Consider the following 16,535-nt stretch of genomic DNA (forward strand, 5'->3'; position numbering starts at 1 on the left):
TGAAAAACCACTAACTTTCGAAATCTCCGCAACACTATCTTGAAAAACCAATCGGAGCTATTAACATTGGATGATAGGACGATAATCGTTCATGAAAAGAAGACATGCTACGCTGAGTGATATTGCAAAAGCCCTAAATGTATCCGCTTCGACGGTTTCCAGGGCTTTGCACGACAGCCCATTGATAGGGAAAGAAACCAAGGATTCGGTTATTTCCATGGCCAAAGCACTGAATTACCGGCCCAACCAGCAGGCTATTGGCTTATTGAATAAAAAGACCAAAATAATCGGTGTCATTGTGCCTGAAATTACCGGTTACTTTTTTGCTACAGCCATTAATGGACTTCAAGATTTTGTCGAAAATACAGGGTATAAATTAATTATAGGCCAATCAAACGAATCCTTTGATCAGGAAGCAAAATTGATGGAAACCCTGTCTCTGGCAAGAGTGGACGGACTTATTATTTCCCCAACTTCGGAAACAACCAGCAATATCCACTTGGAGAACTTTAGAGAATCTGGGATTCCAGTGGTTGTTTTTGATCGTGATTGCCCCCATTTTTTATCTGACAAGGTATTTGTCGATGACTATGAAGGGGCTTTTCAGGCGGTAAACTACCTGATAAAAACCGGGTGTCGTAGGATTGCCCACTTGGGAGGCCCTGGTAATCTGACCACTTGCCGTTGCCGGAAGCGCGGCTACCTGGATGCTCTTATTCAAAATGGAATTAGGCAAGATCCCCAATTGATTCTGGAAGTTTCTGGTTTTACTCCAGATTGTGGAGAGGAAGCCATCCGGGATCTCTTAAACAGAGAAGCCATTCCAGATGCTATTTTTGCTGTTAACGATGCGGTAGCCATAGGCACCATGCCGGTAATTCTGGAAAAGGGATTGCGTATTCCGCAGGATATCTCCCTGATTGGATTTGATGATGAACCCTACAGCCGGTTTTTCAAGCCATCGCTCACTAGTGTTTGGCAACCGGTATACGAACTGGGGCTCTTGTCCGGTAGAATACTTATGAATCATATTCTATGTAGTCCCGAGGATTATACCTACCGGCGTGAAATTTTAAAACCTGAGCTCGTTCTAAGGCAATCTTCCAAGCCTTTGATGTAACTGGCTGGATTTGCAATGGCGTTCTTAGTGACCAAAGTCGGGCATAGCCATAGCCATTGGTAGCTTTTTGCCATTTCATCATCCGGTAAAGGCCCTTACCGAACCAAATATCATTCGATTATTTTCACTATTGTTCTCATAAACCCTGCAAGTATTAATGGTTTTATTCTATTATAGAAAGCTAAATTGTGAGGAGTAATGGCATATCATTGAAAACGAGGGAGAAACTCAGTCATTAAAAAAATAGATTTTTTCAAAATTTAATTTTGAATTTGGCGATAAAACAGCACGAGTTCAAAATCAAACCTTCCATGCAAACCTTTGCATAAATATTTTTGTCAGACCGCATATTAAGGCTTTAATTTGATCCCTTCTAACGCTGTAAAGGGGATTTCAGAATAGAATTCATGTATCAAGAGAACTTTCTAAATTACTATTATACCGAAAAGAAGGTTGTCCTATTTGAAAATTATCTAACCAATTTTATGAGACGAATGTTACAAAACGACAAATGGGGGATGCCAGCCAGTATCCTCAAAGCAGGCGGAGTCTTGCTGCTGCTATTATTTTTCCTTCACCAAGCTGTTTTAGCCCAATCCGCTGAGGTTACGGGGACAGTAATTTCCGGCGAGGATGAGCAACCTATTCCCGGAGCCTCTGTTTTGGTGAAGGGAACCACTACAGGCACCGTAACAGATCTTGATGGCAACTTCAAAATTACCATTGCAAACCCTTCCGAGGCGGTACTGACGTTTTCATTTATTGGTTACCTACCACAGGAAGTTCCCGTAAATAACCAAACCAGTTTATCGGTTACCTTATCACCCAATGTGACCGAAATGGACGAAGTCGTGGTTGTTGGCTATGGTGAAACCAGCCGAAGAGACTTAACGGGAGCGGTCGTTTCGATGGATGCCGACAACATCAAGGAAACGAATAAAGTAAATGCTTTTCAATCTCTTCAGGGACAAGTGGCGGGAGTAAACATACAGCTTGCCGACAACAAACCCGGAGGCGGATTTAATGTACGTATTCGTGGATCGAATACCATCAATTCAAATGAGACGGTATCACAGGGGGGATTTACTCCCGGACAGAACCCATTATTCGTTGTGGATGGTATGTTTGTCAATGATATATCGTTTTTGAATCCGGCGGATATAGAAAGAATGGATGTTCTGAAGGACGCTTCTGCCACTGCTATTTATGGTTCCCGCGGAAGTAATGGTGTGATCATCGTAGAGACAAAGAAAGGGAGTCAGGGAAGCGTTTCCGTACAATACGATAATTATGTGGGAGTCAAACAAGCCTACGACCTGCCCGATATGTTGCAGGGAGAAGAATTTGTGGACTATTTCAGGGATGCCGTAGTTGGGAATGCTTATGCTTCGGGCAATTTTGGATTATCTCCGGAGGATGTAAACCTCGAGGAGTTCATGCGACCCAACGAATTGGAAAACGTAGCCAACGGAGACTATGTAGACTGGATCGACCTGGTGCGGCATAATGGTATTCAACAGAACCACTCTTTGGGAATAAATGGAGGTAATGATAAAACGGTTTACGGACTAGGTGTTGCTTATACCAGGGATGAAGGCACTTTTGAGGGAGAGAATTACGAAAGGTATACCATTCGGGGTAATATGAGCAGCGAACTATCGGATCTGTTTTCCATGGCTTTTAGTAACTACGCCACCTTTTCTATCCGAGATGAAGGTAGCCGGGAAGGATTGAGAAGTGCCTATCGCTTGCGTCCGACAGGCACTCCGTTTGATGAAAATGGCGATCCCTTGTTTTTTCCGCTACAGGGAGAAACGTTTATCACCAACCCCTTATTTGAGCCGGACAATATTACCAGAGAAACAAGGACGCTAAATTACCTAAGTAACCTTTCACTATCTTACACCCCACATCCAAACCTGAAGATTACTTCTAATTTTTCTCCAAATATTGAGTTTAACAGATATGGGGAATATAGAGGACGTTTTGCAAAATCCACCAGTGGGAATGTAGGCAATAGAAGAGCAGACGTGACTAACGGAAATAGGATTTCCTATACTTGGGATAACATTGTCAATTACAAATGGGAACCTGGTGCAGACCATGTAGTGAACGCGACCTTGGTATATTCCCTCTTTTCAGATAGGTACGAAAACTATCGGATTCAGCGAAGGAATTTTCCGACAGATGAATTCCTTTTTTATAACATCGATGCAGGCTCAGATTTGAGAACGGCAGAAGGAGGATTTTCCAAGCAGACCTTAATCTCTTATACGGGTAGGTTTAATTATGCTTACAAAGACAAATACCTGGTAACCGTTACCGGTAGATACGATGGCTCCTCGATTTTAGCGGAAAATAACAAATGGGCCTTTTTCCCATCTGCCGCCATCGCCTGGAGGGTCATTGACGAAGGTTTTATGCAAAACCAGAGTCTTTTTGAAGAATTAAAACTTCGGTTAAGTTATGGGGAGACAGGTAATAATGGTTCAGGTGGTGGGCTGGCACCATTAGGTTCCCTTTCGTTGATTGGCAACAATTTCACTAACCTTGGAGATCAGGTAGCCCAAACAGCATTTGTAACCAACTTGGCCAACCAGAACCTTACCTGGGAAAAAACCAAAGAGGTAAACCTGGGAGTGGATTTCGGTCTTTTCAACAACCGCATTTATGGTTCATTGGAACTGTATAACAGTAATAACACGGGCATTATATTTTTCCGCCCCACGGCCCAGGTTACAGGATTTTCAGGCGTTTTTGAAAATGTCGGCGAGGCAAATAATAAAGGAATAGAGTTGAGCATCAATTCTGTAAATGCAGACAACGGAGATTTTAAATGGACCACCTCTCTAAACTTTGCAAGAAACGTTAACAAGGTAACCCGACTTTATGGGGATCTGGACCAAATTCTTTTTGGCGTTCAGGCAGGTTCTTACATTCATAAAGTCGGAGAGCCGTTGGGCTCGATATTCACTTATGAGTTTGATGGAATCTGGCAGATGGATGAAGTGGACCTGGCGCAAAGCTTTGGCCAGCAGCCAGGTCAGGTGAGGGTAAAAGACCTGAATGATGATGGTGTCATTGACGCTGACGACCGAACGATTATCGGTGCCAACCTGCCCGATTGGAGTGGCGGTATATCTAACTCGTTCAATTACAAAAACTGGGATTTTACGTTCTTCGTTCGGACCAGCCAGGGAGCGGTTTCACCAAGTTACTTCCATATCTCTCACTCCGGGGGATTCGACGGCACCCCTGCCAGATTTAATAGTTTGCACACCAACTACTGGACCCCAGAAAATCCTTCGAATGAATGGTACCAACCTAGCAATAACGGACCCTTCTCTGAACCATTGATTTACCGGGATGTGTCTTTTGTGAAAGTTGGTTACATAACGTTGGGATACAACTTTGGACAAGGCATTCTGGAAGCACTTAAGATCAACGATCTCCGGCTTTATTTTACCGCCCAAAACCCGTTTACGTTTACGAGTTATGAGGGCTGGGATCCGGAAAATGCAGCTCGGAATAGCTGGGGATCTGCCTATAACTCCCGAATTCTTATGGGCGGTATCAATGTTAAATTTTAATCAGAAGGCATTATGAAAAATAAAAGCATAATATTACTATATACAGCCGCACTCTTCACTTTTACAGCTTGTGCGGACTACCTGGAAGAGGAAAACAGGAATTTTCTCTCCGATCAGATCCTGCTTAGCAACCCCCAGGCACTGGACCAATTGGTAGCGAATGGCTATGATAGACTTAGATTAGCTACAAGTAATTTTGACCTGGATCACCAGGGAACGGATGTTTTTACGCGCAGGGACATCGTGGCAGGAATTAGCGATTTAAATGACTACGTAAACTTACTTCCGACCAATGGTGCTGTCGGTGCTTATTGGGCCAATTATTACAATGTAATTGCAGCCGTCAATACAGCTATTAGCAGAGTTGACGAAATACAAGGACTCACTGCTGCTGACAGAACCAGGGGATTGGCGGAAGCCAAATTTCTAAGAGCCTATTCCTATTTTCATCTGGTAGAAAACTATGGAGAAGTACCTTTGATTTTAGAAGAAATTCAAACGGCCCAAACCGAATTTAGCCGGGCAAGTGAGGCGGAAGTATACGGGCAGATCATTACGGATCTTGATGAGGCGCTTGCTGGTGTGGATGAAACCCCCAGCCTTTATGGAAGGGCTTCGAAAGATGCCGTACGACACCTGAAAGCAAAAGTTTTGTTGACCAGAGGGTACAAAGATTTTGGCAACGAAACGGACTTTACAGAGGCAGCAGCATTGGCAGAAACAGTGGTTGCCAACCACCCGTTGGTGGATGATTTTGCTTCCCTGGTTTCGAGGGAAAATCAACGAAATAGTGAAGTCATTTTTGCTGTTTTGTATGGCGCAGACCCAGTGGCCAGAGGAATTGGTAATTTTCGTCACTTGTTGTTTAAGTTTGTTTATGACGTGTATCCCGGACAGACCCGTTCGACTCTGTACCACAGAGGCCTTGGCCGCGCACCTACCCCTTACTTTTACGAGCTTTTTGAAGAAGGAGATGAACGCGAAGCCGCGACCGTTCGCAGATTGATGATCGCCGAAGTTAATAGCGCCGAGGGAGCGATCACCGCAGGTGATACCAGCATTTATTTTCCTAAAAATGCCTGGTCTCAGGAGGAAATTCAGAGTAAGGAGTATGAAGTAATCAATCCAGGGGAATACTATACACCGAACGGTATTACCCAGGTGCATTTTCCCATGTTCAAGAAATTTGACGATCCCGGAGTCCCTTACACCAACCCAGGTATCAACCCGGATGGGGAGCGGGATGCGGTTTTGATGCGATCCGGGGAAACCAGGTTGATAGCCGCAGAAGCGTATTTGCAAGCAGGAAATACGACAGAAGCAGCTGAACATCTAAACGCACTGAGGAGTAGGGCAGGTTTGGATAACCCAATCGCGCCAGCGGATGTGACATTGGATCTGATTCTAGATGAAAGTGCCATTGAAATGGCAGGAGAAATCAGCCGCTGGATGGATTTAAAGCGGACAGGAAAATTGATTGAACGTGTACTGGAGCACAATCCGCACGCGGCTTTAAATAATGCCATAAAGGCATTCCATTACAGGCGACCCATCCCCCAAAGTGAAGTGGATGTGAGCAACGGCAGCATCGAACAAAACGAAGGATATAATTAAACCCCCGATCCAAATTTTTAAGAGGCCTTTCTTTATGAGAGGTCTCTTTCTTTTTAATCCAATTCGTATTTTTGCAAATGGAAACCCAGGCAAGTAAATGAGAAAAATAACCAGAAACACGTTCCTTAAGCAATCCATCAGCGTGGGTGCTTCCCTGTATTTCATGCCCAATTTCGGATCGGCAGGGCATTTACCAATTGTACGGGCAAATTCGTTCTCCGAACTCTGGGAGAAAATGGTTTCCGCAAATGATGCGCACGTTAAATCCCTCTTGGAAATAGGTGATGCCGCCAACAGGCATGGAGGTAGAAGTTTTGGCTATAATTTTGCCTTTCTCGCAGCAGCTTTTGCCTGTAAAGATTCAAGGTTTCAGCAAGACAACAGGTTGATTTCACTGTTGCATACTACAGCAGATAAATTAATTGGCAGCCAAAGACCCGATGGTACCATTAATGCCGGCAACCTGGAGTCACCTCCGGATACAGCCTTTATTATGGAGCCCCTCTGTGCAGGCGTTTATATCCTTAACAATCTCAGGGATGGAAACCTGAAACCGGTATTGACTAAAATCGAAGCTTTTATCAAAAAGGCTGGCGAAGCATTGGTAATAGGAGGGGTACACACGCCTAATCATCGTTGGGTAGTATGCCATGCCCTGGCCAGGATCAACCAATTATATCCGGATGCGAAGTACAAGGAGCGTATCGACGAATGGTTAAGCGAGGGGATTTACCTAGATGAAGACGGGCATTACCCGGAAAGAAGCATGAATTATTCCGATGTGGAAAACAATGCTTTTATTACCCTGGGCAGGTTACTAAACAGACCCGAACTATTTGAAGCGCCCCGGAAATCCCTGGAAATGACTTACTATTACATGGAACCTAACGGAGACCTGGTCACCTTTGATTCCAGAAGGCAGGATCAGTATTCCGCTCGAAGCATTGTGGTTCAGTACTTGCATTACCGTTTTCTGGCCATTTACGACCGGGATGGTGCCTTTGCATCCATCGTCAACATGATAGAGGGCTTTCCTGGCTTTGACCGTATGATTACCCGGGAGGCCTTGTTCTATTTTATGGAAAACGAATGGTTGCAAAAGGAATTACCCGATCCCGAACCTCTTCCAACCAATTTCGAAAAAGTTTTCCCTACCAGCAGCCTGCTTCGGATCAGACGTGAAAATTCTACCGCTACCCTATTTGGGGGGGTGGATTGGCCCCTGATTATCGCCTCCGGCCGATCGGTTAGCCCCAATTTTTTCGCTTATAGAAAAGGCAACGCCGTCTTGAAATACATGCGGATGTCGGCAAGCTTTTTCAGCATGGGGTATTTTAGAAGTGAAGGATTATGGCAGGAAGGTGAGCAGTACCTGCTCTACCAGAAATTAGAGGCACCGTACTACCAGCCTTTACCGGATCATCTTAAAAACGAAAGCGGGGACTATGAATTGACACCCAGTGTAGATGGTCGATTTTGGAGCAAAATGGCTTTTGATAAAAGGCCTGTAAGTAATGTAAAAACCCTGGAAAGCAGGGTGACACTATCCGAAGAAGAAGGAAAAGCTTCTTTGCTTTTTGAAGTGAAGGGCTTGGAAGGCGTGGCGGTTACCATCGAAATGTGCTTTGATGAATCCGGTAAACTTAGCGGAGTGACTCCTTCCGATACAGAAAAAAACAACTATTTTCTTCCAGAAGGATATGGCACCTTTGAAAGAGCAGGTGATGTCATCAGCTTTGGTCCCGGGATACAAGAACATCAGCGTATCAGCCGGCTCGCCGGTGAGCAGTATAGTGTGCATTTTGGATCGCTTAGAACCGAAGGGAATCACGTTTATCTGACCGGATATACCCCATTCAGCCATAGGATCACATTTGAGTAAGAAAAGACCAACCTAGTAAAGGCAAATTTTCAAGGAACCAAGAAAATACAAGAACCCGTTGTGATCCCTTTAGGAATCTGAAACAGAAAATAGCAGGTTGAATTAGAATTAAATGATGGAAAAAGCCCTGTCAGGAAAGGAATGAAAAACGGAAATCCGTTATCTTTATTCCTATGAAAAAAATAGCTTTCCTTCTGATCGCCATGGGGCTTTCCTATCATACGTTACAAGCCCAGAAAACAACCCAAACGGAGAATATTTTTCTCATCACTGTGGATGGCCTTCGATGGCAGGAAATATTCCTGGGGGCAGACTCTCTTTTTGTTGACGATACCGGCATGATTGAGAAGCAGGGTTCGCTTTTGGAAGCATTTTGGGATCCGAATCCCCTGAAGCGTCGCCAAATGCTGATGCCCTTTACCTGGTCTATACTTGCCAAACAGGGACAACTTCATGGAAATCGCGCCTTTGGCAACCATGTAGATATGCGAAACAACATGCTTTTTTCTTATCCGGGATACAACGAGATATTAACTGGAGTACCGGACGACGAACGGATCAATTCCAATTCAAAAACCAATAACCCTAACACTACCCTGCTGGAACACCTGCAGGGTTTACCCGATTTTAAAGGAAAGGTATTGGCCTTTGGCAGTTGGGATGTTTTTCCCTATATCGTTAACGAAGACCGGAGTGGTATTCCGGTGAATGCCGGATTTGATAGGGCAAAAGGGCCCCACCTGAGTGAATCGGAGCGGATTATCAATAGCCTGCAGCAAGAAATCCGTGGTCCCTGGGAAGGAGTACGGTTGGATCCCTTTACCCATCATTATGCCCTGGAGGCGGTAAAAAGGCAAGCTCCAAAAGTTGTTTTCATCGCTTATGGTGAACCCGACGATTGGGCGCATGATAATCGCTACGATGAATACCTTCATTCCATCAAGCAGTTCGACGCCTACCTGATGGAATTGTGGGATTACATTCAATCCACCCCTGCTTACCAGGATAAAACCACTATGATTGTTACCACCGATCACGGCCGGGGTATCGACAAGTCTACCTGGACAGGACACGGATCGGGAATTCCGCGGTCCAGGGAAGCCTGGATAGCAGCCATCGGTCCCGACAGTCAGGCACTGGGGGAGGTAAAAGAAGCCGGGCAACTGTATCCGGCCATGATTGCACGGACCGTTTTTCAATTGTTGGGTTTAACCTATCCCAATGAACAGGCGGATACGGCTATAGCGGAAATACTGCCATGAGATTCCGGGACGGCTTAGCATGGACGGTTCTTATTTTGTCAGCTTGCCAGTCTGACCCCGCTTTGCCCACTTATCGGGAGCCGTTTCTGGCGAATGAGCGAAAGGTAGCTGGCATGTTTCCAAACGAATTTCCGAAAGAGCCGCTGAGGGAACTGGATTCCGGCTGGGTATTTCTTGGTCGGGATTCCATTGCCGGAATTTACCGGGATTGGCCCGATCAGTTTCTCCAGCCTAAAAGCGTTTCCCTTCCCCATCGCCTGCCCTTGCCGAATCACTCCCTTTGGTACTCCTGGGAAGGAATGCTCGAACCGGGTATTTTGCTCGTAGACGCAGATGACGGAGTGCAGTGTTGGGTAAACGAAAAGCGGATTCCCAGGTCCGTTGATGGGGATTATTTTGAAGTGGAAGTGAGTGGTAAAACGGACCTGAACCTTCGCGTGGTTAATAATGCCATGGCTGGAGGTCTTCGTCGCGTACAGTTCCTCGCAAAGGAAGCTTATCAATTCTGGAAGGTCAGAAAAGACCAAATCATAGCGGGCATACTGGTGGACCGAAAGCTGGAATTACTACAGGATCCCGACCTTGAAGCGGAATGGGAGGACCTGTCTTATCCCGAGTTGAGCGCATTGTTAGCCGATTATCCGATTCTTTTTACTGCACCGGTATTGATTTGGAGTACGGACGGCAGCCCCCTTGTCCGCTGGGTGAGCGAATCCGCAGGTACCGCCATCCTGCGCCAGGAACAGGGAGAAGAAGTCCGGATTGAATCCACCAACGGCATTTTTACGCATAAAATGGAAAGAGGGACCGGTATTTCGTTTGATTTATATCAGGGTAAATCTTTTCAGGGTAGCTTTTCAGTAGAGGCCAACCCGGTTTCAGATAACCTTAAACTGGCTCTCTGGGGAGACTCCCAGGGAGGCTGGGAAACCTTTCGGGAAGTGGCCGAGGCCATAGGCGCGCACCAGGTAGATTTAAGTGTTGGAGCTGGCGATTTGGTTAATAATGGTTCTGAAGACTGGGCTTACCCGCGGTTTCTACAACTGCTCTCCCGCATGCAGGCACCCCAACTTTTGGTTCCCGGAAACCATGATTACGATGGCTATTACGATGATTTGCATGCCATTCAGATGAATGATTACCTGTTTCAACCTGAAAGGCCAACCTATGGATTACAGCAATTTGGCCCAGTTGCGATCCTTAGCTTGGATCCAAATCTGAATTACCCGGTATCCGTTCCAGAAGGTACGCTGCAGCGGGAATGGCTATCGGAGCAATTGGAATCCGATACCTGGAATAATGCGCCTTGGAAAATCATAGTATTGCATCAGCCTCCCTATTCTCAGGGTTGGCCGGGGTATCAGGGAGAGTGGACGATACGCCAACTCCTTGAGCCTTACTTTCACCGTGGAAAGGTAGATCTGGTGGTCGCCGGGCACACCCATGATTACGAGCGGCTTTCCCAGAAATTTTCGGGCCATCCCGTTCATTTTCTGGTAGTCGGCGGGGCTGGTGGTGGCTTGGAGCCAGAAGGACTGCAATCGGATATTCCCCAAATGGACCGGCTTATCAAAAAGCACCACTACGGAATCCTTGAGGTCGATGCCAATCGGATGCGCTTTAAAGCATACGACCTGGAAGGCAATACCATGGATGAAATAACAGTAAGAAAATGACGGCTCTAACTAGTTGCTGTAAAATGAAAAGTAGGTTCGGCGATGGATGACGCATGAAGGGTAGGCGATGACTAAATTTCTTGCTAACTTGTTATGGAAATGGGGCACTGTCCTTGATTTATGCCGTTATTTAATTTCTTTTAAACCTAAAAATAGTACAGCAATGTTTTTACGACTATTGATTGTTTTCCTCTTTTCGTTTTCGGTGCTGCAGGCGCAAGAAGATCCCAATTTTGACCTGGAAGCGTATGAAGTACATCTGGATGCGGAAAAGGAAGGCCAAAGGGTATTTCGATATGCCATCAAAAATACCGGATCCGCGACCGCTCCAGCGGAAAGTTACCGGGTCTTCTTTAAGGTAAATGGAAAAATGATGAGTTTCGATATTAAAACGAATGCTATCAAACCCGGGCAAACCATTGTTTATACCTCACCCGAAAAGATCCCAGCTAATCAGCCAGGAAAAAAACTTAAGTACCACCTTATTATTCATACGCGGGATGCGGATTCCTCCAATAATAAAAAGAAAGGAGAAATTATGCTTTAAACCAAACGAGCTATTTCCAAAAAACCAGAATGGTTGGGTCTATTTAGGAACGTTTGGCAGGGCGGTTGTATCCCCATATTGGGTTATATCTAATTCTTTTGCAGGTATTTATCTATAGTAAACTACAGCTAGTCAATACCAGTAATTAAATAACCAGTTTCACTTTTTTTCTGCTTAAAAGAAACGTATTTTTCTGAAAAAAACATGAACCGCTGCCTTTTACCCTACCGCTTTGCCTTGCTGCTTTGCGCCCTTGTTGCTTTCTCATGTAGAGAGTCGGAGGCCCCCATCGAGGAGACTGAATATTTCCTCAAATTTAAAGCCAATGGAGAATTGGTAGAATACAAAGTATATGAATACCAACCCGTAGTGTTTAGCTACGACCCCAATGGAAAGACGCATAACGCACAGATTCAGGCCTTGGCTGAGGGAAGTGACGGAACAAGAGATTTTTTCAGTATTTTTTTATATAGTGAAATGTCCTTTGAGGAAAAAACCTACCAGATGCAAGAAGGCGTCTGGGCCTATGAGAATTCCTTTTTACCGGGCTTAATTTTTACCCGCTCAGACCCAGCTGGAAATTTATACAATGCCTCTTTGCTCAAAAGCGACTATCCTACCCTGGATATACGGGATGACGGGAGCCTGAACCTTACCCAAATTGGTTCCGGCTGGGTGAAAGGTGCCTTTGAAGCCAGTCTTTTTGGTCCATTTGCAGAAAATACCAGCCGGGGAAATACCGAAATCAGGATTACGGAGGGTTCATTCAAAATGAAACTTATCCAAAATCCCATACAGGAATAGCGAACATACGACTACCAGGCGGTGGGTAATTGAAAAACCCCATTGGGTTTTGTTAACATTTGCTTCTATTTTTGGTTTACGAAAAGCAAAAACAAAAACCAATGAGTCAAAATAAAGCCAAAACAGGCATACTTCTCGTAAACTTAGGCACGCCCGACAGCACCGCTACCGGAGATGTCAGAAAATACTTGAGGGAATTTTTAATGGATGGCAGGGTGATCGACATTCCGCTAATTCCCCGATGGTTGTTGGTGAACCTGATCATTGCGCCTTTCCGGGCACCCAAATCAGCAGGAGAATACCGGAAACTTTGGACGGATCGGGGTTCTCCCCTGCTTTTTCATACCATGGATCTGAAGGAAAAACTATTGCCGCTGATTGACCAATCCCGTTTCCAGTTGGAAGTTGCCATGCGATATCAATCTCCCGGCATCGAGGAAGGGCTGAAAGCACTAAACAAATCCAATGTAAAAGAGATCGTGGTATTGCCGCTATTTCCCCAGTACGCCTCGGCCACCAATGGTTCGGTGATCGAACGGGTTATGGAACTGGCTACCAAATGGCAGATCATTCCCAGTATTCGCTTCATCAACAATTTTATTGAACACCCCCTCTTTTTAGAGGCCTGGGCAGAGCTGGGTCAGGAGATGATGGCATTGCAGGAGTATGACCGCTACCTTTTTTCCTACCATGGTTTGCCGGAAAGGCAAATTCGGAAAGGATCTGTGGACGGGTACTGTCGCCTGAGTGATACCTGCTGTGCCCGGTATACCAAAAAGAATCAGTTTTGCTACCGGGCTCAATGCTTTCACACCACCCGTTTGATTGCCAAAAAGCTCCAACTGCCTGAGGAAAAAGTAGTCACCTGTTTTCAGTCCCGACTGGGCAAGGATCCCTGGATCAAGCCTTACACGGAAGATTTGGTCCGGGAAATGGCGGGTAATGGGATCAAAAAAGTGCTGGTATTTTCTCCTGCCTTTGTCGCCGACTGCCTGGAAACTACGGTGGAAGTCGGTGAGGAGTACAAGGAGCAGTTTTTAGAACAGGGGGGTGAGCGTTGGGACCTGGTTCCCAGCCTGAACTCCAGGGATACCTGGGTAGATTGTGTGAAAGATCTTGTCACCTCTAAGCCCTGAATGGAAAGGATGTCGGGGATTTAATCCAGCAGGTCTTTCGCCATTTTTTTGTACTTGTCAAGGGAGGGAACCGGTACCTGCGTTTCCTTGGCTTTTTCGTCCCATTCCCGCATCTTAAGTATCAGGGCATAGTTTTCATCCGCTTCAAATGCGCTTGCTTCCTCCGGGCTCATCACTCCTCCCTGGTAGCGGAGGGTCTGCTTGCTGGCTTCAGATAAGCGGTTAAAATAATCCGGGTTTTTATATGTCAGGTATCTCTTGGCTTCTACATGGCTTTCCACCAAGCGGGCAACCAGTTCCGGAAAACCTAATTTACGCAGGTAGTCGGCTCCCAGTTTTTCGTGGTCCATTACCCCAAACTCCCCCATCTGATCGAGGGCTTCCCCTTGGGCGAAAAGGTGTCCCAGATCATGGAAAAAAGCGGCCAGAATCACCTCAGGTGAATGACCTTCCGATTCAGCCAACTGAGCGGCCTGACTCATATGCTCCAACTGAGAAACAGGCTCGCCGATATAATCCGCGTCGCCAAAAGAGGCGTAAAGGTCAAAAATTTCATCTACAATTTCCTGGGTAGTCCTTTTCATAACTATGCTATTTTATTTTGAAAATACCCATATTCAGTAATAAAGCCAAACCTTATTCATCTGTTTATAATTTTTTTAGCGGTCAGATGCCTTCCGGTCGCAGACGGGGAATCTCGCATGATTGATAATCATCTCACTGTGTGACGATCTCGTCATGCCTGTCCGCCTGTGGCGGGCTCGATTTCACGATTAATTAACCGAAGCATGATTGGATTTGGTTTTCTTCTATTATTTTTTTTACCTATTTTGATCCCGTATTTAATAGCACTTATCAGGATTCGCAAACGTATGAAAAACCCCATCAAATTGGCTGTTTTTGACATGGCCGGCACCACCATCAAAGATCAAAGCAATGTGGCAGCGGCTTTTGTCACAGCTTTTTCAAGTAATGGTTACGCACAGGTAAGCTTGGAGGAAGCCAACGAAAAAATGGGCTATCCGAAACCACTTGCGATCCGGGAAATGCTGCAAGCCCATGCCGAAAAGGTGACGGATGAAGAAGTGACTAAAATCCACGCTAGTTTTGTGGAGGAAATGATGCGGTTTTACCGGGAAAGTCCGGACATTGCTCCGATGGACGATGCGCTGGAAGTATTTGAATCCTTGCAGCAAATGGGAATAAAAGTGGGGCTGGACACGGGCTTTAGCAGGGATATTGCTGATGTCATCCTGGAGCGCATTGGCTGGAAAAATCATCCGCTGATAGATATCACCGTGTGTAGCGATGAAGTTAAGAAAGGCCGGCCACATCCTGACATGATTTTAAAAATGATGGCAGCGCTAGGCATTGGTAGTCCTTTGGAAGTAATCAAGATCGGGGACACCGAAGTAGATATCCATGAAGGACTGAATGCGGGCTGTCTGATGAGTCTGGCCGTGACCACGGGTGCTTACACCGAAGCAGCACTAAGACCCCACCAACCTACCCACATCGTTCACCGGCTATTGGAAATTTTGCCTTTGGTAGCCAAAGAGATGGGTGAGCCCGGGCAATAATGTTTGTCATTCCCTCTCTTACTAAAAAACTAGCTGTTGCTCCACCATTGCTCATGAGCCTTTTTGCCGGGATCATGGCATTTCTGACCTACAGTTGCATGTATGCTTTTCGGAAGCCATTTGCTTCGGCCACGTTTGACGGGGAAGAATGGTGGGGACTCGACCTGAAAGTCTGGCTGATTCTGATGCAGACCCTGGGGTACATGGCCAGTAAGTTTTACGGGATTAAAGTCATATCTGAACTGAAAGCTTCTGACAGGGCCAGGCTAACACTGAGCCTGATTGGCGTTTCCTGGTTGGGATTATTGGGTTTTGCCCTGCTACCTGCCCCCTGGAATATTTTATGCTTCCTGATCAATGGTTTTCCGCTTGGGTTGATTTGGGGGTTGGTTTTCCATTACCTTGAAGGCAGGCGATTTACCGAAATGATGGGCAGCATTTTGGCGGTGAGTTTTGTGTTTTCGTCTGGATTTGTAAAGACAGTGGGCCGCTATCTATTGGTTGACCTGGGAGTGGATCCGTACTGGATGCCATTTTTGACGGGGGCTATTTTTATTCCGGTATTGTTGGCAAGTGTTTTTCTTTTGAACCATACACCTCCTCCCAGCATCGGGGACATCGCTCTGAAAACGGAACGAAAATCCATGCATCAGGCCGATCGTAGTGCTTTTTTCCAGCAGTTCCGCTCCGGCTTGATTATCCTGGTACTGGTCTATATGGTCCTGACAGCCTTTCGGGATATTCGCGATAATTTTGTGGTAGAGATATGGAAAGATTTGAGGGTGACCGTGCCTCCCGAACTGCTGACACAAACCGAGATCCCTATCACCCTTATCCTGTTACTGATGATGGGGCTGCTGGTACTGGTGAAAAATAATTTCAAAGCCTTGTTTATTTACCATATGATTATCATCTCAGGGTTATTGCTGGCGCTAGCGGCTACGGTGGCCATGCTAAATGGCTGGCTATCGCCGTTATATTGGATGGTGGCAACCGGTACAGGTACTTACATGGCGTATATTCCCTTCAATTGCCTGCTTTTTGATCGTTTGCTGGCTTCTTTCAGATACGCGGGTAATGTAGGTTTCCTGATGTACCTGGTCGATAGTTTTGGTTACCTGGGTTCTACCGGAATTCTCGTTTTTAAACAATTTGGAAACTACGAACGCATGAGTTGGCTGTCTTTTTATTCCCAGGGCTTGATTTTACTGATGGGTCTTAGTGTGCTTCTTATGGCGGTCAGTGGGGTTTATTTTTTCAGGAAACTTCAAGCCTATCACCTGCTCTCCGACCAGAAACAGTTGCCTGGAATGATTCCCTAATT

12 protein-coding genes are annotated in these 16,535 nt (G+C 45.8%); 11 read left to right on the top strand and 1 reads right to left on the bottom strand.

The features are described 5' to 3' along the window. Positions 1-91: 91 nt before the first annotated feature. The 9 genes from GJS45_RS13870 (at position 92) to hemH (ending at position 13,631) form a co-directional block, all read left to right on the top strand. Positions 92-1,120: a LacI family DNA-binding transcriptional regulator gene (locus GJS45_RS13870; RefSeq protein WP_162342459.1), complete on the top strand. Its 1,029-nt coding sequence runs from the start codon at positions 92-94 to the stop codon at positions 1,118-1,120. A gap of 485 nt (positions 1,121-1,605) precedes the next feature. After that, positions 1,606-4,710, top strand: coding sequence for a SusC/RagA family TonB-linked outer membrane protein (locus tag GJS45_RS13875; RefSeq protein WP_235954759.1), 3,105 nt, complete (start codon positions 1,606-1,608; stop codon positions 4,708-4,710). Between the two features lie 12 nt (positions 4,711-4,722). Next, complete coding sequence (locus GJS45_RS13880) at positions 4,723-6,324, top strand: RagB/SusD family nutrient uptake outer membrane protein (protein ID WP_162342460.1); 1,602 nt, start codon at positions 4,723-4,725, stop codon at positions 6,322-6,324. Between the two features lie 97 nt (positions 6,325-6,421). Next, complete coding sequence (locus GJS45_RS13885; RefSeq protein WP_162342461.1) at positions 6,422-8,206, top strand: hypothetical protein; 1,785 nt, start codon at positions 6,422-6,424, stop codon at positions 8,204-8,206. Positions 8,207-8,379: 173 nt separating this feature from the next. Beyond that, positions 8,380-9,468 (top strand): alkaline phosphatase family protein, encoded by a 1,089-nt coding sequence (locus GJS45_RS13890; RefSeq protein WP_162342462.1) that lies wholly within the window; start codon positions 8,380-8,382, stop codon positions 9,466-9,468. Next, positions 9,465-11,144 (top strand): metallophosphoesterase family protein, encoded by a 1,680-nt coding sequence (locus GJS45_RS13895; protein WP_162342463.1) that lies wholly within the window; start codon positions 9,465-9,467, stop codon positions 11,142-11,144. The genes GJS45_RS13890 and GJS45_RS13895 overlap by 4 nt, the downstream gene beginning before the upstream one ends. 163 nt (positions 11,145-11,307) lie before the next feature. Beyond that, the gene (locus GJS45_RS13900; protein ID WP_162342464.1) at positions 11,308-11,691 is read left to right on the top strand and encodes a hypothetical protein; all 384 of its coding nucleotides are present in this window, start codon (positions 11,308-11,310) and stop codon (positions 11,689-11,691) included. Between the two features lie 204 nt (positions 11,692-11,895). Then, positions 11,896-12,495 carry a hypothetical protein gene (locus GJS45_RS13905; protein WP_162342465.1) on the top strand — a complete coding sequence of 200 codons (600 nt, stop codon included), beginning with the start codon at positions 11,896-11,898 and terminating at the stop codon, positions 12,493-12,495. A 101-nt stretch (positions 12,496-12,596) separates the two neighbouring features. Further along, positions 12,597-13,631: a ferrochelatase gene (hemH, locus tag GJS45_RS13910; protein ID WP_162342466.1), complete on the top strand. Its 1,035-nt coding sequence runs from the start codon at positions 12,597-12,599 to the stop codon at positions 13,629-13,631. Positions 13,632-13,651: 20 nt separating this feature from the next. On the opposite strand, the gene GJS45_RS13915 is transcribed toward hemH, so the two are convergent. Then, positions 13,652-14,215, bottom strand: coding sequence for a phosphonate degradation HD-domain oxygenase (locus GJS45_RS13915; protein ID WP_162342467.1), 564 nt, complete (start codon positions 14,213-14,215; stop codon positions 13,652-13,654). A 288-nt stretch (positions 14,216-14,503) separates the two neighbouring features. Here GJS45_RS13915 and GJS45_RS13920 point away from each other — a divergent pair, with 288 nt between their 5' ends. Both GJS45_RS13920 and GJS45_RS13925 read left to right on the top strand, forming a co-directional pair. Next, positions 14,504-15,211 carry an HAD-IA family hydrolase gene (locus GJS45_RS13920; RefSeq protein WP_162342468.1) on the top strand — a complete coding sequence of 236 codons (708 nt, stop codon included), beginning with the start codon at positions 14,504-14,506 and terminating at the stop codon, positions 15,209-15,211. Next, on the top strand, positions 15,211-16,533 hold the full coding sequence (locus GJS45_RS13925; RefSeq protein ID WP_162342469.1) for a DUF5690 family protein: 1,323 nt from the start codon (positions 15,211-15,213) through the stop codon (positions 16,531-16,533). The genes GJS45_RS13920 and GJS45_RS13925 overlap by 1 nt, the downstream gene beginning before the upstream one ends. Positions 16,534-16,535: the final 2 nt, after the last annotated feature.

The organism is Cyclobacterium salsum, assembly GCF_010119245.1.
Lineage (GTDB): Bacteria > Bacteroidota > Bacteroidia > Cytophagales > Cyclobacteriaceae > Cyclobacterium > Cyclobacterium salsum.